The following is a 21089-nucleotide window of genomic DNA, read 5'->3' as shown; positions in this document are numbered from 1 at the left end:
TCGACGGAGAGGTAGAGCACGGTATGCGAGACGTACGACGAAGCAGACGGATCGGCGCGTGGTCAGGTTCGGCGGTTCTGGTGGTCGCGGGGGCGCTGGTGGCACCGGCGGTCGCCGCGGACGAGCCCGAGGGGGCGGCGTCGGCCGCGGTGGACTGCACGGCGGTCATCGCCGGTGATGCGACACCGGCGACGGACCTGCAGGACGCGTGGTGGGACTTCGGGGACGCCGCGGGCCAGGGCGAGTGGGCGGGCGCGGACGGGACGTACTCGGTCCCGCTCCCGGACGGGGGCGTCGCGTGGCTCTACAACGACACGTTCCTCGGCCCCACCGCGCCCGACCGCAGCGTGCCCGGCACGATGGTGCACAACTCGATCGTTACCGCCGGCCCTGACGGTAAGCCGGTCGACACCGTCACCGGAGGGACGCCCGAGGCACCGACGACGCTCGTCGGTCCCGACGGCTTCGACGACCCCTGGTACTGGAACACGGACGGCATCGTCGACGACGGCAGGCTGTACGTCTTCGAGGCGCAGCAGGACGTCGCGGGGGAGGGCCACTGGGGCTTCGACTGGATCGGGACCGACATCGCCGTCCTCTCGTTGGACGACTACCAGGTCGAGGAGATCGTGCCGACCTACGACGGCGCCGGCATCACGTGGGGCGTCGAGCTGGTGCCCGTCGACGACTACGTCTACGTCTACGGCATGGGCTCCCAGGCGCACCCCGAGAAGGAGGTGCACGTCGCTCGCGCACGCACCGGCGAGCTGACGGGTGCCTGGGAGTTCTGGGACGGCAGCGGCTGGTCGGCCGAGGAGGCCGACTCGGCGATCGTCGCGAACAACGTCGGGTCGTCGTTCGGCGTGGCCGAGGTCCAGGGGCAGTACGTGCTGCTGACCACCGACAGCTACCTCGGCTCGGGGATCCACGCCCACGTCTCGGCGACGCCGTGGGGCTTCGCCGAGACCGAGCGCCAGCAGGTCTACGACACGCCCGAGGGCCAGCCCGGCTACGACGCCGACCTCGAGGGCGACGTGTACACGTACAACGTCGCGGTGCACCCGTCGATCAGCGGCGACGACGAGCTCGTGCTCTCGTACAACACGAACAACTCGAACTTCGGCGAGCTCACGTCCGACGTGAGCTTCAACCGGGCCCGGTTCCTCACGCTGGGCTTCGAGCCGCTCCCCGCCGGTTGCGGCGAGCCGCCGCAGGAGTGCACCGTCGCGATCGACGGGCCGGCGACGACGGTCGCCGACGTCCAGGACGCGTGGTTCGCCTGGGGCGATGCGGCCGGCGAGGGTGACTGGACCGGGGGCGACGGCATGTTCTCCGTGCCGCTGCCGGACGGCGACGTGGCGTGGTTCCTCAACGACACGTTCGTCGGGCCGATCGGCGAGGACCGCAGCATCCCGAGGCAGGACCCGGTGCACAACACGCTCGTCCTCAGCGGTCCGGACGGCGCGCCGCGGGACTTCGTCACCAACGGGACGGCGGAGCACCGCCTGCCGCTCGTCGGGCCCGAGGGCTACGACGAGCCCTGGTACTGGAACGCCGACGGCATCGTCGACGACGGCAAGGTCTACGTCTTCGAGGCCCTCCAGCGGTACACCGGGCCGGGGCACTGGGGCTTCGAGGGCATCGGCATGGACCTCGCGACGTTCTCGCTGCCCGACCTCGAGCTCGAGGACGTGCAGCCGACGTACTACGGCGAGGGCATCGGCTGGGGCACCGAGCTGGTCCGGATCGACGACCAGATCTACATCTACGGCACCGGTTCGGTGGGCGGCGAGAAGGCGATGTTCCTCGCTCGCGCGCAGTCGGGGGAGCTCGACGGCGCGTGGGAGTTCTGGACCGGTGATGCCTGGTCGGCCGAGCAGTCCGACGCCGTGGCCGTCCTCGGGAACGTCGGCTCGACGTTCGGCGTGAGCGAGGTCGCGGGGAAGTTCGTGCTCGTCACGACCGACGCGTGGCTCGGCTCGGGGATCTACGCCCACGTCTCCGACACCCCGTGGGGCTTCGGCGGTACCGAGCGCGTGCAGGTCTACGACACCCCCGAGGGCCAGCCGGACTACGAGGAGACCGAGGGCTTGGCGGGCGACTCGTACACGTACAACGTGGCCGCGCACCCCGCGATCAGCGACGAGGGCGAGCTCGTGATCTCGTACAACACCAACAGCACCGAGCTGAGCGACCTGCTGTCCGACATCGACCGCAACCGGTCGCGCTACCTCAGCCTCCCGCTCGACGTCGACTGCGGGCAGCCCACAGGACCGGTCGTGGACGTCACGGCGGATGCCCGGTGCCTCGGCGGCACGGCCTTCGTCGCGGTCCGGGCGACCAACGACGAGGACGCGGCGGTGGACGTGGACGTCACGACGCCGTTCGGCGAGAGGACGTTCGCCGACGTCGCTCCCGGGAAGAACGCCTACCAGTCGTTCACCACCCGCACGGGCGAGCTCGAGGCCGGGTCGGTCACGGTCACGGCGAGCCACGACCGTGACGGGGCGACGGCCTCGAAGGAGTACTCGACGTCGTTCGACGCGATCACCTGCGGCTGAACCTCCCGCGTCGTCGGCCGGTGGCGGCCGGGTTCTTCGGACCCGACCGCCACCGGCGGGCGGAGGTTCAGCTGCCGTGCGGGTCCGATGCGTTGAGCACGCGCACGACCTCGTCGTAGTCGCCGCGCACCTCGCCGAACCGGAGGAACTTCACGCGCTCGACGAGGATCTCGTGGGCGTCGGGCTGGGTGCGGACGAGCTCGACGACCTCGGTGACGTACTCGTCGAGCGGCATGGCGGTGGCGCTCTCCCGCTGGCCGGGCACGATCTCGGTGGCGACGGACGGCGGGACGAGCTCGACGACGTCGACGCTCGTGTCGGCGAGCTGGAGCCGCAGCGCCTCGCTGAGCATGTGGATGGCGGCCTTGGACGCGTCGTAGGTCGGCGTGGCCGTGAGCGGCGCGAACGCGAGGCCTGACGACACGGTGACGATGGTCGCGTGCGGGCGGGTCTGCAGGTGCTCGACGAACGCGCCGATGAGACGGATCGGGCCGAGCACGTTGGTCGTGAGGATCTCCTCGGCGGAGTCGAGGAACCCCTCGGGGTGGTGCCAGTCCTCGACGCGCATGATGCCGGCCATCGTGACGAGGGTGTCCAGGTCGGGGTGGCGGTCGAGCACCTCCTTGGCGGCCGAGGCGATGCTCTCGGGGTCGGTCGTGTCGATGCGCACGGTGTCGAGGCCGGGGTGCTCGGCGGCGATCTGCTCCAGCAGCTCGGTGCGGCGCCCGCCGACGACGACGGTGCTGCCCTGCTCGTGGAGCGCGACCGCGAGCGCCAGCCCGATGCCGCTCGTCGCGCCGGGGATGAAGACGGTGCTGTTCGTGATGTCCATGCCTCGATCCTGGGCACCCGGCGCGGGCCGTGGCAGAGTCCGGTGAACGGGGGACTGGCGATCCCTAGCACGCGCCGCGCCGACCCCGGACGATGGGACGCATGGACCGCGCCGCACTCGCAGACTTCCTCCGCCGTCGCCGGGAGGCGCTGCAGCCGGTCGACGTCGGGCTGCCGGCCGGGCTGCGCCGTCGGGCACCGGGGCTGCGCCGCGAGGAGGTGGCGCAGCTCGCGCTCATGTCCACGGACTACTACACGCGTCTGGAGCAGCAGCGCGGCCCGCAGCCGAGCACGCAGATCCTCGCGTCGATCGCGCGGGCGCTGCGCCTGTCCGACGACGAGCGCGACTACCTCTACCGCGTCGCCGGGCACGGCGTCCCCGATCGGGCGACGGACCCCGGCCACGTCGCGCCCGCGCTCCAGCGGGTTCTCGACCGTCTCGCCGACACCCCGGCGCTGATCATCGACCCGCTCGGCGAGACGCTCGCGCAGAACGAGCTCGCCCGAGCCCTCTACGGCGACACCACCGCGCACCCCGGCTGGGACCGCAGCGAGATCTACCGGTGGTTCGCCCATCCGGAGACGGCTCGCGCGATCTACCCGGAGGACGACCGCGACCGGCAGGGCCGCGCGCTCGTCGCGGGCCTGCGCTCCGCCGTCGCGGTGCTCGGCCAGGATTCGCGCGCCGGGGAGCTCGTGCGGGTGCTGCAGCGCACGAGCCCGGAGTTCGCAGGGCTGTGGGACCGCCAGGAGGTGGCGCGGAGGTTCGCAGACCACAAGAGGCTCGTCCACCCGGTCGTGGGGGAGATCGAGGTCGACTGCCAGGCGCTGGTCACCGAGGACCAGCTCCAGGCGCTGCTCGTGCTGACGGCCGCTCCCGGGAGCGAGGCCGAGGAGAAGATCCGCCTGCTCGCCGTCGTCGGGACGCAGGGCCTCGTGGGATCCAGGTGAGGGCACGCACATCAAGGGAGACCGACGGGATGAGACCACTTCGCTACTCGATCAACGTCACGCTCGACGGCTGCTGCCACCACGAGGCCGGGCTTCCACCGGACGGGGAGTCGATGCGCTACTGGACCGCCGAGATGGAGCGCGCCGATGCCCTGATCTTCGGCCGGGTGACCTACTTGATGATGGAGTCGGCGTGGCGCAAGCCCGCCACGGGCACGTGGCCCGACTGGATGCAGGAGTGGCAGATCCCCTTCGCCGAGGCCATCGACGGGACGAAGAAGTACGTCGTGTCGAGCTCGCTGAGCGCGGTCGACTGGAACGCCGAGCTGGTACGAGGCGAGCTGGGGCCGGCGGTTCAGCGGCTCAAGCAGGAGTCGGGCGAGGGTCTGTGGGTGGGCGGCGTGAAGCTCCCGGTGGCGTTGGCAGACCTGGGCCTGATCGACGAGTACGAGTTCCTCGTGCAGCCGGTCCTCGCCGGGTACGGGCCGACGTTGCTTTCCGGTCTGCGCGAGCGCGTCCAGCTCGAGCTCGTGGACCGCCACGACTTCGAGTCGGGGGCGGTCGCGCAGCGATACCGGCCCGCGGGGACTACGGCGTGACGCGGGCTCCCGCACTCGGTGCGGACGATGACACGGACCGCGGCGGTTCGTCGGCGGTCAGGTCGTCGTCCGACCACAGGGCCGCCGAGGCGTGCCCCAGCAGCAGCTTGGGGTAGTAGGTCCAGGCGAACCACGGCGCGAGCCGCGACGGGCCGAGCGCGCCGTCCAGCGCGAGCCCCCCGACGGTGAGGGCCACGCCCAGGGCACGCCGTCGGGCGGGGTAGCGGCGGATGACGACGGTCGAGGCCATCAGGTAGGCGTAGTGCAGCGCGGCCCAGCCGGCAGGGTGGACGCGGCGTCGTGCCGATCCCGCGTCCAGCCACGCGACCGCCGCCGGGTGCACGTGCAGCGCGGCGAACGCGACGTGCGCGCCGAACCCCTGCCCAGGGCGCTCGTACCAGCGGGCGCACGCCCGCGTGTTGTTGACGTAGACGCCGCCGGAGAGGTCGACGGCCAGCAGGCACGCCACGCCCGCGCGCGCGGAAGTCCCGCCGCGTTTCCCGGCAACCACCGCCGCGGCCACCGCACCCACCGCCGTGGTCGCCGCCGTCAGCACGTTGTTCGTCGGAGTGGCCTCCGGGCCGACGAACTCTCCCCACGCGCGGCGCAACGCTGCGCCCGTCCCCGTCCCCGTCGCCGTCCTCTCGGGAGGTTGCTGTTCGGGTTGTCCCAGGTGATCGCCCGCCATGCGCCTCACACTCGCCCCAGCCTGGGGTTTCGGCAAGCCGAACGGGGCGGCGCAAGAAGGGACGAACGGCGCATCCTGCCGCGGCTCGGTACGGCGCCGGCGATGGCGTCGAACGGGAAGCGAGAGCGCGCGGCGCGGCGCCTCAGCCCGGCGAGTCGCGCTCGTCGTCGCCACCCTGATCGCCAGCACCGAGCGCGCGCTGCGCCTGCGCTACCACTGGCTGCTCGACGGCGGGCTCTTCGACGGCGACGACTAGGCGCGCTCAGCGGCCGGCGCGAGCGTGGCAGCCAGAACCTGCCATCCCTCGTCCGCACGCAGCCAGAGGCGCGTGTAGACCAACCGCGCCGAGACTGCGGTGCCGCCCTGGATCGCCTCCACGGCGGCGACCAGCCTGGTCACGCCGCTCGCTCCGTCATCCTGGACGTCGAGCGACTCCTCCTCCAGGCGGGTGATCTGCAGGAAGCCCGAGCGGTAGCCCTGCAGGTCGTCCTCCTTGGAGAAGACCGACCCGTCGGGCCCGGCGCCGACGCACCGAGGATGCAGCAGCGCGTCCAGGGCGTCGACGTCGCCGGCACGCTGGGCGGCCTGGAGCGCGTGCTCTGCAGCAAGAAGAGTCATCGCGCGAGTCTACGCACCGACAGGTTCACGCCTCCGGGTGGCTGGGCGGGGGCGTGGCGCGCGGGACGCCGACGTCCCGGCGGCGCGCGAGGATCTGCTCGCCCGCCGCGACGTAACCGTCGAAGAGCGCCGCGACGTCCTGGAGCCGGTCCCGCGCCGCGGAGTCGGCCGGGACGAGCTCCTCGCCGCCCCGCAGTGCCGCGATGAAGAGGCGTGCTCGGCGGTGCGACGCGTCGAGCAGGGTGTCGAGCCCGGCCTCGGCCTCGACGTAGAGCCGTCGTCCGCCGTGGCGCGTCGTGGTCCGGGCCAGCCCCCAGCTCGCGAGCTCGCGGACGGACGTGCTCGTCTGGCCCTTGCTGAGCCCCGTCTCGTCCTGCAGCGCGTCGAGCGTGACGGGCGCGTCGCTGAGCAGGAGGGCCGCGTAGACCCGGCCTGTCGCGCGCGGCAGGTTCCACGCGGCGAGGAGGTCTGCGAGCCCGTCCGCGAAGCGCTCGCGCCGGTCATCCACGGTGAGCCACCGCCGTCGCGAGGAACGCGAGCAGCGCGGTGTCGACCGCGTCCGGCGCGTCGAGCATGACGACGTGGCCGGCGTCAGGTACCACGACCTCCTGGACGCCCTCCGCGGCGGCCCAGCGGGGCATCGCGGTCGCGATGTTCCCGGTGCGGTCCGCCGCCCCGCGCAGCAGCAGGAGCGGGACGGGCGTGCGGTAGCCCGGATCAGGCGCGACGAGCTGCGTCGTCGCCCGCCACGCCGCGAGGAACTCGGCCGGGGACTGGACCGCGAAGAGCGCCCGCAGCGCCGCGCGGGCGGTGGGGGTGACGGCCGAGGCGTCCGCCATGAGGCGGGGGAGCGAGCGGGCCGGCACCAGCCGCAGGAACGGCGCCGCCGAGCGCAGCGCGAGGCGCTCGCCGCGTGTGAGCGGCCCCGCGCTCCACGTGGCGTCCAGGACGGCGAGCGCCGTGTACCGGTCTGGTGAGCGGCGCACCAGGCGCTGGGCGAGGTTGCCGCCGAGCGAATGACCCACGAGCACAGGCAGGACGAGGCCGAGGTGGTCGACGAGCGCCTCGACGTCCGCGACGAGCCGGTCCGCAGTGAGCGGCGCGTCGCTCGGCCGCGAGGCCCCGTGGCCGCGGAGGTCGAGGAGCACGGGCCGGTACCCGGCGGATGCGAGCGTGGCGGCCTGGCCGGCGAAGGTGGTGCGGTCGGTCCCGGCGCCGTGCAGCAGGACGACGGGGGCACCGGTGCCCCCGCCGTCCTCGACGTGCAGCGTGCACCCGTCGATCGGCAGATCTGCATCTAGATTTGGCATCTACTGAATATAGCCGGATGCTCGGCCGGGCTGGCTGCCGCACACGGTTGTCGTTCGTTCGTGCGGGTCAGGGGTCGAGGCGCCGGCGCAGGAGACAGAACTCGTTCCCCTCGGGGTCGGCGAGGACGTGCCAGGGCTCCTCGCCGGTCTGCCCGACGTCGGTGGGCCGGGCGCCGAGGGCCAGGAGGCGCTCGAGCTCGGCGTCCTGGTCGCGGTCGGTCGGGTTGACGTCGATGTGCAGGGGCAGCTTCCCGCGCCGCGGGTCGCTGCTCGGGCTCAGGACGATCGTGGGCTGCAGGCCGCCGAACCCGACGTCGGCCGGGCCGATCTCGATGGCGCCGTCCTCCCGTCCGAGCTCGACGTAGCCGAGCACGTCGCTCCAGAACCGCGCGAGCAGCTCCGGGTCGGCGCAGTCGAGGACCAGCTCGCTGATGCGGGATGCCATGGGACGCACTCTACGGAGCGGCGCGGTCCGGCGGCACCCGGCGGGTGAGTCGTGATCGTGTCACCCTGGCCGTCACACGTGCGGCGAGAGGGAGTGGCGATGGCTCTGGGCAGGAACCGGTCGAGGGGGCGCGCGCCGCAGCGCGCCGAGGAGTCGGAACCCGCCGGCGCGCAGGCGGTCGAGACGACCCAGGCCGGGCCGGTGCCCGACGACGCGCTGCCGCACAAGGGAGCTTCCGCGCTGTGGTCCGACGGCGTCGGTCGGGCAGGTACCCGCTCGCTGCAGGTGCTCGCGATCGTCGCGCTCGTGGCGGTCGCCGTCTTCGCGGTGACGCGGCTGACGCTCATCGTCATCCCCGTGCTCATCGCGCTCGTGCTCGCCGCGGCGATCTCGCCGCTCGTGAGCCTCCTTCGCCGCAAGGGCGTGCCGTCGTTCCTCGCGACGGTGATCGCGCTGCTCACGCTGGTCGCCGTGCTGGCGGCCGTCGTGTGGCTGGTCGTCGCCGCCGTCGTGAACCAGTGGCCCCAGCTGCGCGACCAGGCCATCGACGGGTTCGACGAGCTGCAGACGTTAGTCCAGAACCTGCCGTTCCAGGTCACCGACGAGCAGCTCCAGTCGGTCCGCGACTCGGTCGTCGGCCTCCTGCAGTCCGACGCCGTGGGCGCGGGCGCGCTGGCCGGCGCCTCCCAGACCGTCGACTTCGTCGCCGGCTTCTTCGTCATGATCGTCGTGCTGTTCTTCTTCCTCAAGGACGGACCGGCGATCTGGGAGTTCCTGCTGCGCCCGTTCGAGGGCAGGCGGTACGAGCGCGGTCAGCGGATCGGTGAGGCGACCGTCCGCACGCTCGGCGGCTACGTGCGCGGCACGGCGATCATCGCGGCGGTCGACGCGATCGCCATCGGCATCGGCCTCGCGATCATCGGCGTGCCGCTGGTGCTCCCGCTCGCGGTGCTCGTGTTCCTGCTCGCCTTCATCCCGCTGGTCGGGGCGACGCTCGCGGGCGTCCTGTGCGCGCTGGTCGCCCTCGTCGCCGTCGGGCCGGTCGAGGCGCTCATCGTGGTGGGGATCGTCATCGCGGTGAACCAGCTCGAGGGCGACCTGCTGCAGCCGGTCGTCATGGGACGGACGCTGCGGCTGCACCCCCTCGTGATCCTCGTCGCGCTGACCGCTGGTACCGTGCTCGCCGGGCTGACCGGCGCCGTCCTGGCCGTCCCGATCGCGGCGTCGATCTGGCGAGCGATCCAGGTGTGGGACGGCCCGGACCTGCCCGCGCGGTTCGCCCGGCAGAAGCGGCACGAGACCGTGGAGCCTCCGCAGAGGGCAGTCGCGGACCGGTAGCTGGCGGGCTCAGGCGGTCTCGTCACGCGCCACGGACGCGACACGGTCGATGACCGCCGCGGCCACGTCGTCCGGCGCGGTCTCCGGGAGCCAGTGCCCGCGGTCGAGCTCGACGAAGCGGTAGGGCGCCTCGACGTGGCCCTCGGTGTCCTCGGCGGCCCACCGCCCCAGGGCCGCGTCGTGCGCGCCCCACACGTACGTCGTCGGGACTTCGACGGCGCCCACGGACCGGCGCGCGAGCGGCAGGGCGCGGTACCAGTTGAGCGCGGCGCGCAGTGCGTTCGGTTCGCGCATGCGGGCCGTGCAGCGCGCGGCGTCCTCGGACGGCATCCCCGACCGCTCGAGCATCGCCGGCATGGACCGGGCCAGCAGCCTCTCCGGCAGCCGCGGAACCTGGAAGAGGCCGACGTACGACGACCGCAGCGCCTGGTCCGATCGCACGAGCGAGCGCGCCAGGGCGCGGGGGTGCGGGGTCGAGAGCACGGTGAGGCTGCGCACGTGCTCCGGCGCCCACGCCGCCGTCGCCCAGGCGACGTTCCCGCCCCAGTCGTGCCCGACGACGTGCGCCGGCCCGGTCTCTCGCAGCAGCGCGAGCACGTCCCCGACGAGGAAGTCGAGCCGGTACGCCGCGCGCCCGAGCGGGCGCGCGGCGGGGGAGTAGCCCCGCTGGTCGAGCGCGACGGTGCGCAGCCCCGCCTCGTGCAGACGCCGCGCGACCCGGGACCAGCTCGACGAGTCCTCGGGGAAGCCGTGCAGCAGGACGACGGACTCGCCGTCGGTCGGGCCGTCGTCGTGCAGGTCGAACGTGAGCTGGTTCCGTCGCAGGCTGGTCATGCGGGGCGCGGTCATCGTCCCAGCGTGCGGCGTCAGCGGGGCACCGGCAATCGGCCGCGACGCGGCGTGCTCGAGGCGCTGGGCTGGTCCGGCAAGCGGTTCGGTCCCGGCCGCGACGCGCACCCGCTCCTGTTCGACGACGGCCGTCGACGACGACACCCTGGTCGGGCTGATGGACGCCCGGGGGATGGACCGCCCGTTCCGCTTCGTGCTGCGGCGGTCCGGTGGGGGATGAGGGTCAGGAGACCTTGCCCTGCAGGAGCCGGCGCCAGTAGATCGTCGGCTGCAGGTACCGGTCGAACAGCAGCAGGCTCCGGCGCGGCCGGGCGAGGTCGACGAACCGGAAGCCCGGGTCGGGCCGGCGGTCCCGGTCGAACTCCGCGAGGAGCAGCCTGCTGGCCGACGTCGTGACGGGCGCGACGGAGTAGCCGTCGTAGTGCCGCATCGCCGTGCGTCGGCGCCGGGCCTGGATGTTGCGTGCCACGACGGGCACCTGTCGGCGCAGCGCGCCGCCCGACGGCATGGCGTCGACGGCGGCTGCGTCGCCCAGGCCCCAGACCCGGGGATGGGCGACGTGCTGGAGCGTGCGGGGGTCGACCGCGACGAACCCGTCGCTCTCGGGCGTCGCGAGGCCGCTCTCGGCGATCCACGTCGGCGCTCGGTGCGGCGGCGCGAGGTACAGGGCGTCGTAGGCGACGGTGTCGGTGCCGTGCGGGCCGCGGAGCCTGACCGTGCGCTGCGCCGCGTCGACGGACTCGAGCGTCGTGCTCGCGCGCACCCGCACGCCGTAGCGCTCGGCGGCGGCGCGCAGCGCGGGCTCGGCGCGCGGGTCGTCCACGAGCCGCGGCGACTCGATCGCGAGCTCGATCCGGATGTCGTCCAGCACCCCGCTGCGTCGCCAGTGGTCGGCGGCCACGAACAGCGGCTTGAGCCCCACGGGGAAGCACGGCACGTGCCGGGCGGAGACCGCGAACACCACGGTGCCCGAGACGAGCGACGACAGCAGGGCCCAGGTCTTGGCCGCGTGCTCGGGCAGGTAGCTCGTCGAGGCGATCGGGGTGCGGACGGCTTGCTCGGCGCCGGGCACGGCGTCCCAGTCGACCTGCGACCCCGGGCACACCGCCAGGTCCCCGTACCCGAGCTCGCGGCCGTCGCCCAGGCGGACGACGGAGCGCTCCGGGTCGACGGCGACGACGCGCTCGGGATAGCGGTGGACGCCGTCGGGCACGACGTCGTCCTGCGGCTTCGTGAGGTCGTCGAGCGTCGCCGTGCCCGAGGCGACGTACGAGAGCAGCGGGCGGTACCGGTGCACCGGCTCGGGTTCGACGACGGCGACGTCGCGGCAGCCGTCGCGACGCAACCGTCCCGCGAGGGACAGGCCGGCGTTGCCGCCGCCGAGGACGAGCACGTCGTGGTTCGCGGGTGGACTCATGACCGATCCGTTCTGCCGGGATGGATCGCTCCACGCTACGGCGCGACGCATCCGCACGCCGTCTGACGGCACATGCAACCCAAAGGTTGCTTCTTGGTGTCTGATGATGCAACTATGAAGTTGCACGTTGTCGCCCAGGAGGTTCCCCGACGACCACTCGAACCACCCGTCCCGGCCACGCCCGTCGACGAGGACGCCCCGACGCGCGCCTGAGGCGATGACGAACGTCTCGAAGAAGGACCGATCCCCGGGAGGAAGCACATGGACAGCCAGCTGCTGAAGGACAAGAGCGCCGTGATCTACGGCGGCGGAGGGGCGATCGGCGGTGCCGTCGCCCGCGTGTTCGCTCGCGAGGGCGCACGCGTCTTCCTCGCCGGGCGGACGCACGCGCGGCTCGACGCCGTCGCACGGGACATCACCGCCGCGGGCGGCACGGTCGAGACCGCGCAGGTCGACGTCTTCGACGAGCGTGCCGTCGACGCCCACGCCGCGCGGGTTGCGGCGGAGGCCGGAGGGATCGACGTCGCGCTCAACGCCGTGAGCGTCATGCACGACCAGGGCACCGTGCTGGCGGACCTGTCACCGGAGGAGTTCCTGCGGCCCGTCGACGGCTTCCTGCGGTCGTTGTTCCTCACGAGCCGAGCCGTCGCCCGGCACATGGGAGGTGAGCGCGGGGGCGTCGTGCTCGTCCTGTCCGAGCCGGGCGCGAGGCTGGCCATGCCCGGCCTGCTGGGGCACGGCGTGAGCGCCGCGGGCAAGGAGGCGTTCGCGCGCCTGCTGGCCGCGGAGCTGGCACCCCGGAACGTGCGCGTCGTCGACATCCGGCCCCACGCCGTCGTCGACGCGCCCGCAGCGGGCTCCTACACCCGCGAGCTCTTCGAGCCCGCCGCTGCCGCAGCGGGCAAGACCGTGCAGGAGCTCCTCGACGACGGCGGCATGGCCCAGATGACGCTCCTCAAGCGGCTGCCCACGCTCGACGAGGTCGCCGAGACGGCGGCCTTCCTCGCCTCGGACCGGGCGCGGGCCATGACCGGGACGGTCGTCAACCTCACCGCCGGCGCGCTCGTGGACTGAGACCGCCGGGCCGCGTCACACCCACCGGTCTCGCCAGCGCTCCCACGGTGGCGAGACCGCCCAGTTGAGGTGCAGCGTGCGCCACGCGCGGTCCATGCGTCGTCGTCGCTGGCGCGGTCCGCGCAGGGAGCGCGCGGAGACGCCCACGCGCCACGACCGGACGAGCACGGTGCGACGGCGGGGCCCGAGCCGGAACGCGAGGTCGAGGTCGTCGTGCACCTCGGCGTCGTCGCGCACGGCCTGGTCCCGCACCTCGACCCACACGGAGCGACGCAGCGCCATGCACGACCCCCACAGCGGGGTGTGGCCGAGCGCGAGGTGCCCGAGCACGTAGTACGCGCCCAGGTAGCCGACCGAGGCCACGGTCCGCGCGCCGCGGGGGAGGTCGTGGAACAGCCCGGTCCCCGTCATGGCGTCGACGGTGGGGTCGGCGGCCATCCGCTCGACGACCGTCCGCACCCATCCGGGCCCCGGCCGCGAGTCGGCGTCGAGCCGCGCGATGACGTCGCCCCGCGCCGCGTCGTATCCCGTGGCGGCGGCCGCGGGGATGCCGACGCGCTCCTCGTGCACGACGACGGCGCCCCACCGTCGCGCGACGCGAGCCGAGGCATCGCTCGAGGCGTTGTCGACCACCACGACCTCGAGCGGGGCGATGCTCTGGCGTGCCAGGAGGGCGAGGCAGTGCTCCAGCGCCTCGGCGTCGTCCCGCACGGGCACGACCACGGAGACGCTCGGGACGCGGGCACCCGTCACGGCCGGCCTCCCGGGCGGACGGCCGCACGGGCGAGGACGAGACCGGCGACCGCGGACCCGGCGACTCCCGCCGCGAGGTCGACCACCGTGTCGGTGTACCCGACGCCGATGCGGTCGTCGAGGTAGGTGTGGCCGGCCCACTCGCCCACCTCCCAGAGGACGGCGACGAGCGCGCCGAGCCCCGTCGTCGTGACGACGACTCCCAGCGGAGACCCGCCGGAACCCGCCGGGCCCGGATCCGGCACCGCGCGCACCCGGGCCAGAGCGACGAAGGCGACGGCGGCGATCAGTCCCGTGCAGGCGGCGTGCACGGGCAGGTCCAGCCAGGGCACCGCGCGGTACCACTCGAGCTGGGCCGCCCACGCGGCGACCAGGAGCGCGCTGCCGTACGCCACGTCGAGGGGCGCCGCGACCCCGATCGCCCGCGGCACCATGACCCCGCCGAGGACGAGCAGGAACAACGCGACGGCGACGATCTCCAGCCGCACCGCGGCGACGGCGACGCTCACGGCCGCGGCGGCACGCACCACGTCTCCGGGTACGAGCGCTCCCACGACGGACTGCCTGCTCATGCGCGTGGAGCGGCGTCGGGGCGGCGGAGCATCGAGTCCTCCTCGTAGGGGCGACGGTGGCTCACAGGGTCACACTGCACCCCGGCGCTCGCACGCGCCTGTGGCGGAGCGCGCATCAGCGTCGGAACCCGGTGAGCGCGGTGTCGAGAGCGGTGCGCATCCCCCGACGGAGGGCGTCGGGGTCGTCCGTCTCGCGCGCCAGGACGAGGCCGGCGGCCCCGACCGCGCCGACCGCTGCCCCGACGATCGGCGCGACCTCGGTCCTCGGCGTCCGGGTCGCTGCGCTGACGCGGTCCATGATCCCGCCGGCGAGAGCGGCCAGGCGCGTCGCGAGCGACGAGGGCAGCCCGCCTCTGCTTCCCAGCACCGCGCGGGCGCGCGCCTGGGCGACGAGTGCGGCGTCCGACGTCGCGGCGTCGACGAGCGCGCCCACCGCGGCGTCGACCCGGTCGGCGGCGACGGCGGACGGCGAGGCCTCCACCGCACGCCAGGCCAGCTCGGCGAACGCATCGACGTGGTCGAAGAGGAGGTCCTCCTTGGTGGGGAAGTGGAGGTAGAACGTGCGGTCCGAGACGTTCGCGGCTCGTGCGACCTGCGCGACCGTCGTCCTCGCGTAGCCCTGGTCCTCGAACAGCCGGGTCGCGCTCGCGAGGATCGCCGCGCGCGTGCGACGCCGCCGCACCTCCTGCCCGTTCATCGTCGACATGCGAGAAGCATACGCGGCGAACAGGCATTATGCAGATCTGTACTTTATGGCAGGGTGTGGGGATGGAGCACTCGAGGCAACCACGCCGCTACGTCGTCACCGGAGCGGACTCCGGACTGGGCCGGGAGGTCGCGCGTGTCCTCGCACGCCGCGGCGAGGTGATCACGTGCGGCGTCGGGGGCGACGTCGACGTCCGCGCGGACCTCACGACTGCGGACGGCCGGAGCTCGCTGGTGGAGCAGGTGCGGGACCGCACCGCAGGGCGGCTCGACGCCGTGGTGGCCGTCGCGGGGTCGGGCGCCCCGCGGCCCGTGACGGTCGCGCTCAACTACTTCGGCGCCGTGGATGTGCTCGACGGCCTGCGGCCGGAGCTGGCCGCGTCCCCCGCCGGGGCCGCGCTCGTCGTCTCGTCGTCCTCGACCCTGAACCGGGGCAGCGGCGCGCTGGTCCGTGCGTGCCGGAGCGGCGACGAGGCACGGGCGCTCGCAGCCGCCCGGCACCTGACCCGCACCTGGCGAGCCAGCCAGATCTACCGGTCGAGCAAGATCGCCCTGAACCACTGGGTGCGCACGGTTTCGGTACGGTCCGAGTGGGCGGGAGAAGGTGTCGTCCTCAACGCCGTCGCCCCCGGCATCATCGCGACCGAGACCGTCGCGCGGACCTGGGAGCGCGACCGGGCGCTCCTCGAGACGGCGCTCCCGCAGCCGCTCGGGGCGCCCGGGCCCGTGACGCCCGTCGCGCACCTGATCGCCCACCTCGTGTCGGCGGAGAACCGCTCGACGACCGGGCAGGTCGTGTACAGCGACGGGGGGACGGACGCGCTCGTGCGCGGCACCCGGCCCCAGCGGTCGTACCTGCGCTACCCGGCGCGCGACCTCGTCACGATGTGGCGCGCGGCCCGGTCGAGCGCGACGTAGCGGACGTGGACCGCCGTCAGCTCCAGGTGGCGGTCGCCGGGTCGACGCCGTGGGTGCGGGCGTTCTCCTCGATCGCCGCGAGGAGCCAGCGCGCGAGCCCGGGCGCCAGCGTCTCGTAGTGGGCGCGGAAGCCGTCGTCCTCGACGAGCAGCCGGCCGAGGCACACGTGCCGCTCGTGGTCGCAGTCGAAGTAGGCCCCGAGCGAGGCGCGGTGCCGCTCGGCCAGCGCCGCTGCGCGGGGCGAGGTCGGGTCGAGGCCGTCGCGGCACGCGGCCGTGAGGTCGGCCTCGAGCGCGTGGACGTCGTCGACGACCCGCCGCCAGTCCTCGGGCGTGCGCTCGGCGGAACGCTCCGCGTACTGCGCCCACTGCGCGGTGTCGCCCCACCGCTCGCGCGCCTGCGTGGGCCACGAGGGGTTCCACCCGTCGCCGAGGAGCGCGACCTGCTCCGTCTCGGTGAGCAGCAGGCCGCGTTCGCGCGCCTCGACCAGCCGGTCGAGTGCCGCCGCGGTGCGCTCCAAGCGGGCGATCTTCTCGCCGAGGAGCTCGCGCTGGCGCCGCAGCGCGCCGAGAGCGTCCTCCCCGGGCGCGTCGAGCAGGTCCGGGATGTCCTCGAGCGCGACCCCGAGGTCGCGGTAGGCGATCACGCGCCGCAGCCGCGCGACGTCGGACGCCGAGTAGAGCCGGTAGCCCGCGGCGGTGCGCTCCGACGGGTGCACCAACCCGACGGCGTCCCAGTGGTGCAGCGCGCGGACCGTGACGCCGACGGCGGCGGCCGCGTCGCCGACGGTGAGCGCGTCGGCGACGCGCGGGGGCGCGGGGTACGTGGTCACGCGTCCCAGTGTCGCCCGGGCCGGGCCGGTGGTCACGTGGCGGGCGCGTCGATCCCCATGCCCGCGATGAAGCGCGCGGCGTCGCTGTCGGGGTCGTACGGCCGCGCGGCGGTCATGACGACGCGCGTGTTCTCGGGCGTGCGGACCTCGACCTCGACCGAGCCCCACGGCGTGTCCCGGGGACCCGTCGTGCACCCGGGCGAGACGTCCTCGCACGCGGCGACGATCGCGTCGATCTGCGACAGCACGCACGAGAAGCTCACGGTGAGTGCGGTCAGCTCCGACGCGGGCGTTCCCGGCACGAGCAGGACGTCCTGGAACGCCCAGCGCCGCAGGTGGACGACGCCGCCCGGCAGGGAGAACAGGTCGATGAACCCGAGGCCCCGGGTCCAGAGGTCGGCGGAGGCTGCGAGGTCCGCCGTCGGGATCGTGACGAACTGCGGCATGCCGTAGATGCCGCGGAACGGCTCGGGGGCGACGGCGTCAGGCCCCGGCGGCGGGACGGGGGAGTGGTCGAAGGCGGAGTACGTGTCGGTCATGCGGCCAGCGTGGGCCCTGACGTCGCGTGAGGGTCAAGCTCGTGCACGCCACTCCTCGGCCAGCAGCGCGTAGACCACGCCGTCGACCCACCCGAGGTCGCGGTGCAGCGAGTCGCGCACCCCGACGCCCTCGCGCCGCATTCCCACGCGCTCCATGAGCCGCCACGACGGCTCGTTCGCCGCGAACGCGTTGGCGACCACGCGCCGCAGGCCCAGGTCCTCGAAGCACACGCGCAGCAGTGCGCGCACGGCCTCGGTCGCGTACCCGTGGCCCTGGTGCCGCGGCGAGAGCGCCCACCCGATCTCGGCCTCGTCGTCGTGCGGGTGGTCGGGGATGTCGCGCTGGACCCAGCCGTCGCGCACCCCGAGGTACAGGTCGCCGACCACCTCGCCGGCCGCCTCGACGACGAGCGTCTTCGCGAGGCGCTCCGGCGCGGCGTAGTGCACGCGCCACGCCTCGGCGTCGCCGAAGCGCTGCGTGAGCCAGCGGTCCACCTCGGGCAGGCACCGGTAGGCGTAGAGCGCGTCGGCGTCCTCGACCCGCGCGCGGCGCAGCGTCAGGCGCGGGGTGGCCACGGGCCAGGTGATTCTCTCCAGCGCGTCGGGTCGGACGTCGGTCGTGTCGGTCATGACAGCACCCTGGCACGCGCTCGCCCCGGCTCGAAGCGGATTCTCCGCGGGCACGAGCCCGACCCGCACGGGCCTGCGCCCGACGTCACGAGAGGCGACGGTCGAGGCGCACCTCGACCGTGTCGCCGACGTCCTTCCCGAGCTGCTTGCGGACCTTGGCGCTGAGGGACAGCATGTGGCCGCCCCGTCCCGTGACCATGAGGCCGACGTTGCTCAGCGCGACGTCGTCGACGCGGGCGTCGACGCGGACGGCCCGCCCGGTGCCGAAGAGCTCGACGGAGCCGGGCACCTCGACGCAGGACCAGGTCGCGCCCTTGACGTCGACGCCGATCGGCGCCGTGAACGTGTGGTCGAGCAGGACGGGATCGAACGGCATGGGGGACTCCTCAGGGGTGGGGCGCGCGTGTGTCGGGGTGGACCGCCGTCGCGTGCGGAACTCATCGGGGCGCGGTCGGCGGCGCCGGGCCGCCGTCGACCCTGCCGCCGAGAAGAGTGCGAAGGCGCTCGCGGCGGGCCTGGTAGCGCGGCCCGAAGCGTGCCTGCGCGCGGGCGAGCCGGTGCGGGCGGCGCGCGTACCGCCGTCGGGCCCAGTACGACGTCGGCTTGGCGAGCCGGACGGCGCCCACGAACGCCACGACAGGGACCACGATCCCGACCAGGCCGGTCGCGAGCTTGCCCTTGAGGACGGCGACGAAGGCGAGCGCGAGGTGCACGACCACGGTGACGGTGTAGGCGATCCACCCGTTCGGCGTGCCGTCGGACGTCACGCCGAGCGGAGACGCGGAGAGCAGCAGCGCACCGCCGATCGCGCCGCCGACGAGGATCGCGTCGATCGAGCGCTGCCCGTCCTCGGTCCAATACACGTCGTCAAGGTAGAGCCACAAGGCGAACTCGTCGAGCGCGAGCGCAGCGCCGGCGCCGAAGAGGAGGGCGAGCACCTCTGACCACGGGTGACCGGGGGCGTAGCGGAACTCCAGCATCCCCGTGAGCAGCACGAGCAGGATCCCCCAGACCTGATGGTGCACGTGGACGCCGCCGATCGAGACGTCCCCCAGGAGCGGACGTGGCGGCCCCGCGCCGGTAGCGCGGGGCGATCGTGCCGACGACTCCTTGCGCGCCCGGATCCGGCGGGTGACCGACCGCACGACGGCGAACGTCACGACGAACCCGACGAGCGCGAAAAGCGCGGGCGCGCGCCCGGTGTCGACGACGTGCTGCGTGTACCAGTCCATGAACCGCGCCTCCCGACCTTGCCGGCGTCCTCCGGCTGCCGACGGAGCATGTCGGAGTCCATCGTCGGGCGCGCGGACCGACCCGGCCAGCGGGTAGCGCTGTGCGCTGTGCGCTGTGCGCTGTCGAGTATCTCGCGACGTGTTCGAGCACGCCGCGGGAGTGGACCCGGCGTGGTCTGTCCGTGCGGACCTGCGCGGAGCCCGTTCCACCGCGTGGCGTAGCCGACGGGAACAGGGCTCGTCACCGCGGCACGCTGGGGCGTCGCGACGGCCGACCTTGCCGCCGTCTCCCGGTCAGGCGAGGTCGAGGTCGGCGTAGAGCGCGGCGTGGTCCGATGCGGCGTGCGCGGGCGACGTCATCGTGTCGTAGTGCGGGAAGAGCGTGCCGTTCGTCCCGCCCCACACGCCCTTGCGGAACACCGAGCCGCCGACGGTGCGCTCGAAGAGCGCGGGGGAGAGCAGCACGTAGTCGATCTTCTGGCTCGCCGTGCCGTTGCCGTACGTGCCCGGTCGCCCGTCGCTCGTGAACGCCGGGTGCTCGCTGACGTCGCGCAGGTCGGTGCGCGCGAGCAGGGGCCGCAGCGGCACGGAGTCGGGGGTGTCGTTGAGGTCTCCCGCCACGACGACGTTCTCGCGGCCCTGCGCCCGCAGCCCGGCGTAGATCGCGGCGACCCGCGTCGCCTGCCGCCGACGCGTCGCGTCGCTCTCGGCCTGCGTCCCGTAGCCCTTCGACTTGAAGTGGTTGACGAGCACGGTGACGCTCTGCCCGGACGCCAGCTCGACGACGTACTCGGGGCAGTCCCGTCCGAAGACGACGCGCCCGCGCGAGTCGCGGTCGTCGACGTGCGAGCGGATCCCGCCGATCCCGTGCCCGCGCGTGGTGAGCAGGCCCACGTCGATGCCGCGGTCGTCGTTGCCGTCGACGACCATGACGTGCGGGTAGAGCGGCCGGCCCGTGCGCGTGACGACGCCCGCGTCGGTGAAGTGCTTCAGCGCGACCCGACTCTCCGCCTCGACGACGGCGAGCACGTCGGCGTCGACGTCGGCGACGACCCGCGCGGTGTGGGTCGTGGCGACCTCGTCGACGCGGTCCTTGACGAGGTCGACCCAGCCGATCCAGTCGCCGCGCCCGTCGGCGACCACCTCGGTGCGGGCGGTGCCCGCGGCGAGCGACCCGGTGCGCCGCAGCAGGCGGCCCCGCACCTGGCGCAGGACGGCGAGCTCCGCAGCGTCGGAGCGCAGGAGCTCCAGCGTCGTCAGGTGACGCAGGATCTCGGCGCGCACGTCCGGGGTGTAGGTCTCCTCGTCGAGCAGGGCGTTGACCCGCGCGTGCGCGTCGAGCGCCGCGTTGCCGCTCGTGAGCGGCCCGGCCATCGCCCGCGGCCGCTCGAACAGGTTCTCGACGTTGAACGTGCCGATCCGGATCGTCGCCATCGTGGGCTCCTCGCGCGGTCCGGGACCCGAACGGGTGCGTGATGCGGACCGGTTCCTACGGGGAGAGAGGGTCCCGCGTACCGCGACGGACCTCCGGCGGTGCCTCGTGCAGGGCGAGGCCCGGTCGGCGTCACCGCCGCCGACCGGGCCGTCCGGTCCCCTCGGGGCCCTCAGTGTCGGCGCGCGGCGGGGGCAGAGGGGTAGATGTCGCGGAACACGGGCTCGAACGGGCGTCTGCGCAGCCGCATGCCCGCCTCGTCCGGCGTGCGCCCGCCCTTCGTCGCGTTGCACGGCTCGCACGCCGCGACGGCGTTGAGCCACGTCGTCGTGCCGCCCTGACAGCGCGGCACGACGTGGTCCATCGTCGTGGCGGTGCCTCCGCAGTACGCGCAGCGGTAGCGGTCGCGCCGCAGGAGCGCCGCCCGGGAGTAGGGCACCCGACCCTGGCGCTCGTACACCCACTTCGTGTGGACGTACCGCACGAGCTCGACCGACCGGGGCCGCTGGTAGGGGCCGAAGGTCTCGCCCTCGACGGCCTCCCGCACCTCCGCGACGCGCCGGTGCAGCATCCGGATGGCGTGGCGCAACGTGACGCGGCCCAGCACCTGGCTGCCGCCGAGGTTGTAGATGACCACCTCGCTCATCGTCGCGCCTCCTGTCGTCGTGTCGTGGCCGTGTCGTGGCCGGGACGACGAGAGCCGCCCCAGAACGGTGTCCCAGGACGGCTCCTCAGGTCGACGACGTGCGTCGTCTACCTGGAGAGCGTCCTTCGGGTCGAGTCGGTGGACCGCCG

At 73.7% G+C, this 21089-nt stretch carries 26 protein-coding genes; 8 read left to right on the top strand and 18 right to left on the bottom strand.

From position 1 onward, the window contains the following. The first annotated feature begins 80 nt into the window (after nt 1–80). The gene (locus AC4H2H_RS02055) at nt 81–2561 is read left to right on the top strand and encodes a DUF5005 domain-containing protein (protein WP_494369157.1); all 2481 of its coding nucleotides are present in this window, start codon (nt 81–83) and stop codon (nt 2559–2561) included. Between the two features lie 67 nt (nt 2562–2628). On the opposite strand, the gene AC4H2H_RS02050 is transcribed toward AC4H2H_RS02055, so the two are convergent. Continuing rightward, complete coding sequence (locus tag AC4H2H_RS02050; protein WP_494369156.1) at nt 2629–3393, bottom strand: SDR family oxidoreductase; 765 nt, start codon at nt 3391–3393, stop codon at nt 2629–2631. A 101-nt stretch (nt 3394–3494) separates the two neighbouring features. Here AC4H2H_RS02050 and AC4H2H_RS02045 point away from each other — a divergent pair, with 101 nt between their 5' ends. Further along, on the top strand, nt 3495–4343 hold the full coding sequence (locus AC4H2H_RS02045; RefSeq protein ID WP_494369155.1) for a helix-turn-helix transcriptional regulator: 849 nt from the start codon (nt 3495–3497) through the stop codon (nt 4341–4343). Nucleotides 4344–4372: 29 nt separating this feature from the next. After that, nucleotides 4373–4942, top strand: coding sequence for a dihydrofolate reductase family protein (locus AC4H2H_RS02040; RefSeq protein WP_494369154.1), 570 nt, complete (start codon nt 4373–4375; stop codon nt 4940–4942). Here the strand turns inward: AC4H2H_RS02040 and AC4H2H_RS02035 are convergent. Continuing rightward, nucleotides 4932–5630 (bottom strand): hypothetical protein, encoded by a 699-nt coding sequence (locus tag AC4H2H_RS02035; RefSeq protein ID WP_494369153.1) that lies wholly within the window; start codon nt 5628–5630, stop codon nt 4932–4934. The genes AC4H2H_RS02040 and AC4H2H_RS02035 overlap by 11 nt on opposite strands. On the opposite strand from AC4H2H_RS02035, the gene AC4H2H_RS02030 reads away from it, so the two are divergent. Then, nucleotides 5629–5886: a hypothetical protein gene (locus tag AC4H2H_RS02030; RefSeq protein WP_494369152.1), complete on the top strand. Its 258-nt coding sequence runs from the start codon at nt 5629–5631 to the stop codon at nt 5884–5886. The two genes, AC4H2H_RS02035 and AC4H2H_RS02030, sit on opposite strands and share 2 nt — an antisense overlap. Here the strand turns inward: AC4H2H_RS02030 and AC4H2H_RS02025 are convergent. The 4 genes from AC4H2H_RS02025 to AC4H2H_RS02010 all read right to left on the bottom strand — a co-directional run bounded on the left by AC4H2H_RS02025 (nt 5883) and on the right by AC4H2H_RS02010 (nt 8003). Further along, nucleotides 5883–6248, bottom strand: a complete 366-nt coding sequence (locus AC4H2H_RS02025) for a nuclear transport factor 2 family protein (RefSeq protein WP_494369151.1) — start codon at nt 6246–6248, stop codon at nt 5883–5885. The genes AC4H2H_RS02030 and AC4H2H_RS02025 overlap by 4 nt on opposite strands. 25 nt (nt 6249–6273) lie before the next feature. Further along, nucleotides 6274–6756: a GbsR/MarR family transcriptional regulator gene (locus AC4H2H_RS02020; protein ID WP_494369150.1), complete on the bottom strand. Its 483-nt coding sequence runs from the start codon at nt 6754–6756 to the stop codon at nt 6274–6276. Next, entirely contained in the window at nt 6749–7558 is an 810-nt protein-coding gene (locus AC4H2H_RS02015) for an alpha/beta fold hydrolase (RefSeq protein ID WP_494369149.1), read from the bottom strand. Before AC4H2H_RS02015 ends, AC4H2H_RS02020 begins: the two co-directional genes overlap by 8 nt. A gap of 67 nt (nt 7559–7625) precedes the next feature. Beyond that, entirely contained in the window at nt 7626–8003 is a 378-nt protein-coding gene (locus tag AC4H2H_RS02010; RefSeq protein WP_494369148.1) for a VOC family protein, read from the bottom strand. A gap of 99 nt (nt 8004–8102) precedes the next feature. Between AC4H2H_RS02010 and AC4H2H_RS02005 the strand changes: the two genes are divergently transcribed. Then, nucleotides 8103–9341: an AI-2E family transporter gene (locus AC4H2H_RS02005; RefSeq protein ID WP_494369147.1), complete on the top strand. Its 1239-nt coding sequence runs from the start codon at nt 8103–8105 to the stop codon at nt 9339–9341. Nucleotides 9342–9350: 9 nt separating this feature from the next. Here the strand turns inward: AC4H2H_RS02005 and AC4H2H_RS02000 are convergent, their stop codons facing one another. Further along, nucleotides 9351–10190: an alpha/beta fold hydrolase gene (locus AC4H2H_RS02000; protein WP_494369146.1), complete on the bottom strand. Its 840-nt coding sequence runs from the start codon at nt 10188–10190 to the stop codon at nt 9351–9353. On the opposite strand from AC4H2H_RS02000, the gene AC4H2H_RS01995 reads away from it, so the two are divergent. Continuing rightward, complete coding sequence (locus tag AC4H2H_RS01995; protein WP_494369145.1) at nt 10174–10410, top strand: DUF4334 domain-containing protein; 237 nt, start codon at nt 10174–10176, stop codon at nt 10408–10410. The two genes, AC4H2H_RS02000 and AC4H2H_RS01995, sit on opposite strands and share 17 nt — an antisense overlap. Nucleotides 10411–10413: 3 nt before the next feature. Here AC4H2H_RS01995 and AC4H2H_RS01990 read toward each other — a convergent pair whose 3' ends face one another. Next, a complete protein-coding gene (locus tag AC4H2H_RS01990; protein ID WP_494369144.1) occupies nt 10414–11607 on the bottom strand; it encodes an NAD(P)/FAD-dependent oxidoreductase in 1194 nt (397 codons plus the stop codon). A 261-nt stretch (nt 11608–11868) separates the two neighbouring features. On the opposite strand from AC4H2H_RS01990, the gene AC4H2H_RS01985 reads away from it, so the two are divergent. After that, nucleotides 11869–12681: an SDR family NAD(P)-dependent oxidoreductase gene (locus AC4H2H_RS01985; protein ID WP_494369143.1), complete on the top strand. Its 813-nt coding sequence runs from the start codon at nt 11869–11871 to the stop codon at nt 12679–12681. A gap of 15 nt (nt 12682–12696) precedes the next feature. On the opposite strand, the gene AC4H2H_RS01980 is transcribed toward AC4H2H_RS01985, so the two are convergent. The 3 genes from AC4H2H_RS01980 to AC4H2H_RS01970 all read right to left on the bottom strand — a co-directional run bounded on the left by AC4H2H_RS01980 (nt 12697) and on the right by AC4H2H_RS01970 (nt 14712). Beyond that, a complete protein-coding gene (locus AC4H2H_RS01980) occupies nt 12697–13434 on the bottom strand; it encodes a glycosyltransferase family 2 protein (RefSeq protein WP_494369142.1) in 738 nt (245 codons plus the stop codon). Beyond that, entirely contained in the window at nt 13431–14006 is a 576-nt protein-coding gene (locus AC4H2H_RS01975; protein WP_494369141.1) for a DUF2238 domain-containing protein, read from the bottom strand. The genes AC4H2H_RS01980 and AC4H2H_RS01975 overlap by 4 nt, the downstream gene beginning before the upstream one ends. Nucleotides 14007–14121: 115 nt before the next feature. Next, entirely contained in the window at nt 14122–14712 is a 591-nt protein-coding gene (locus tag AC4H2H_RS01970; protein ID WP_494369140.1) for a helix-turn-helix domain-containing protein, read from the bottom strand. Between the two features lie 62 nt (nt 14713–14774). On the opposite strand from AC4H2H_RS01970, the gene AC4H2H_RS01965 reads away from it, so the two are divergent. After that, on the top strand, nt 14775–15629 hold the full coding sequence (locus AC4H2H_RS01965) for an SDR family oxidoreductase (protein ID WP_494369139.1): 855 nt from the start codon (nt 14775–14777) through the stop codon (nt 15627–15629). A gap of 16 nt (nt 15630–15645) precedes the next feature. Here AC4H2H_RS01965 and AC4H2H_RS01960 read toward each other — a convergent pair whose 3' ends face one another. From AC4H2H_RS01960 to AC4H2H_RS01930, 7 genes are all read right to left on the bottom strand, one after another. Further along, nucleotides 15646–16461, bottom strand: a complete 816-nt coding sequence (locus AC4H2H_RS01960; protein ID WP_494369138.1) for a MerR family transcriptional regulator — start codon at nt 16459–16461, stop codon at nt 15646–15648. A 32-nt stretch (nt 16462–16493) separates the two neighbouring features. After that, nucleotides 16494–17000, bottom strand: a complete 507-nt coding sequence (locus AC4H2H_RS01955) for a VOC family protein (protein ID WP_494369137.1) — start codon at nt 16998–17000, stop codon at nt 16494–16496. A 33-nt stretch (nt 17001–17033) separates the two neighbouring features. Then, nucleotides 17034–17630, bottom strand: coding sequence for a GNAT family N-acetyltransferase (locus AC4H2H_RS01950; protein ID WP_494369136.1), 597 nt, complete (start codon nt 17628–17630; stop codon nt 17034–17036). Between the two features lie 85 nt (nt 17631–17715). Then, the gene (locus tag AC4H2H_RS01945) at nt 17716–18006 is read right to left on the bottom strand and encodes a DUF1905 domain-containing protein (protein WP_494369135.1); all 291 of its coding nucleotides are present in this window, start codon (nt 18004–18006) and stop codon (nt 17716–17718) included. Nucleotides 18007–18067: 61 nt separating this feature from the next. Continuing rightward, nucleotides 18068–18862, bottom strand: coding sequence for a hypothetical protein (locus AC4H2H_RS01940; RefSeq protein ID WP_494369134.1), 795 nt, complete (start codon nt 18860–18862; stop codon nt 18068–18070). A 294-nt stretch (nt 18863–19156) separates the two neighbouring features. After that, nucleotides 19157–20296, bottom strand: coding sequence for an endonuclease/exonuclease/phosphatase family protein (locus AC4H2H_RS01935; RefSeq protein ID WP_494369133.1), 1140 nt, complete (start codon nt 20294–20296; stop codon nt 19157–19159). A gap of 170 nt (nt 20297–20466) precedes the next feature. Beyond that, on the bottom strand, nt 20467–20940 hold the full coding sequence (locus tag AC4H2H_RS01930; RefSeq protein WP_494369132.1) for an HNH endonuclease: 474 nt from the start codon (nt 20938–20940) through the stop codon (nt 20467–20469). Between the last annotated feature and the right edge of the window lie 149 nt (nt 20941–21089).

The sequence above is a fragment of the Cellulosimicrobium sp. BMG9.22 genome, assembly GCF_059159975.1.
This window is presented reverse-complemented; position numbering and strand designations above follow the sequence as displayed.

Coding starts and splice junctions, on each gene's coding strand:
- AC4H2H_RS02025 (WP_494369151.1), bottom strand. CDS start 6,248: ATGACTCTTCTTGCTGCAGAGCACGCGCTCCAGGCCGCCCAGCGTGCC.
- AC4H2H_RS02005 (WP_494369147.1), top strand. CDS start 8,103: ATGGCTCTGGGCAGGAACCGGTCGAGGGGGCGCGCGCCGCAGCGCGCC.
- AC4H2H_RS01940 (WP_494369134.1), bottom strand. CDS start 18,862: ATGGACTGGTACACGCAGCACGTCGTCGACACCGGGCGCGCGCCCGCG.
- AC4H2H_RS01995 (WP_494369145.1), top strand. CDS start 10,174: ATGCGGGGCGCGGTCATCGTCCCAGCGTGCGGCGTCAGCGGGGCACCG.
- AC4H2H_RS01965 (WP_494369139.1), top strand. CDS start 14,775: ATGGAGCACTCGAGGCAACCACGCCGCTACGTCGTCACCGGAGCGGAC.
- AC4H2H_RS02050 (WP_494369156.1), bottom strand. CDS start 3,393: ATGGACATCACGAACAGCACCGTCTTCATCCCCGGCGCGACGAGCGGC.
- AC4H2H_RS01955 (WP_494369137.1), bottom strand. CDS start 17,000: ATGACCGACACGTACTCCGCCTTCGACCACTCCCCCGTCCCGCCGCCG.
- AC4H2H_RS01935 (WP_494369133.1), bottom strand. CDS start 20,296: ATGGCGACGATCCGGATCGGCACGTTCAACGTCGAGAACCTGTTCGAG.
- AC4H2H_RS02000 (WP_494369146.1), bottom strand. CDS start 10,190: ATGACCGCGCCCCGCATGACCAGCCTGCGACGGAACCAGCTCACGTTC.
- AC4H2H_RS01990 (WP_494369144.1), bottom strand. CDS start 11,607: ATGAGTCCACCCGCGAACCACGACGTGCTCGTCCTCGGCGGCGGCAAC.
- AC4H2H_RS02010 (WP_494369148.1), bottom strand. CDS start 8,003: ATGGCATCCCGCATCAGCGAGCTGGTCCTCGACTGCGCCGACCCGGAG.
- AC4H2H_RS02045 (WP_494369155.1), top strand. CDS start 3,495: ATGGACCGCGCCGCACTCGCAGACTTCCTCCGCCGTCGCCGGGAGGCG.
- AC4H2H_RS02040 (WP_494369154.1), top strand. CDS start 4,373: ATGAGACCACTTCGCTACTCGATCAACGTCACGCTCGACGGCTGCTGC.
- AC4H2H_RS01975 (WP_494369141.1), bottom strand. CDS start 14,006: ATGAGCAGGCAGTCCGTCGTGGGAGCGCTCGTACCCGGAGACGTGGTG.
- AC4H2H_RS02030 (WP_494369152.1), top strand. CDS start 5,629: ATGCGCCTCACACTCGCCCCAGCCTGGGGTTTCGGCAAGCCGAACGGG.
- AC4H2H_RS02015 (WP_494369149.1), bottom strand. CDS start 7,558: ATGCCAAATCTAGATGCAGATCTGCCGATCGACGGGTGCACGCTGCAC.
- AC4H2H_RS01950 (WP_494369136.1), bottom strand. CDS start 17,630: ATGACCGACACGACCGACGTCCGACCCGACGCGCTGGAGAGAATCACC.
- AC4H2H_RS01985 (WP_494369143.1), top strand. CDS start 11,869: ATGGACAGCCAGCTGCTGAAGGACAAGAGCGCCGTGATCTACGGCGGC.
- AC4H2H_RS01970 (WP_494369140.1), bottom strand. CDS start 14,712: ATGTCGACGATGAACGGGCAGGAGGTGCGGCGGCGTCGCACGCGCGCG.
- AC4H2H_RS01930 (WP_494369132.1), bottom strand. CDS start 20,940: ATGAGCGAGGTGGTCATCTACAACCTCGGCGGCAGCCAGGTGCTGGGC.
- AC4H2H_RS01945 (WP_494369135.1), bottom strand. CDS start 18,006: ATGCCGTTCGATCCCGTCCTGCTCGACCACACGTTCACGGCGCCGATC.
- AC4H2H_RS02035 (WP_494369153.1), bottom strand. CDS start 5,630: ATGGCGGGCGATCACCTGGGACAACCCGAACAGCAACCTCCCGAGAGG.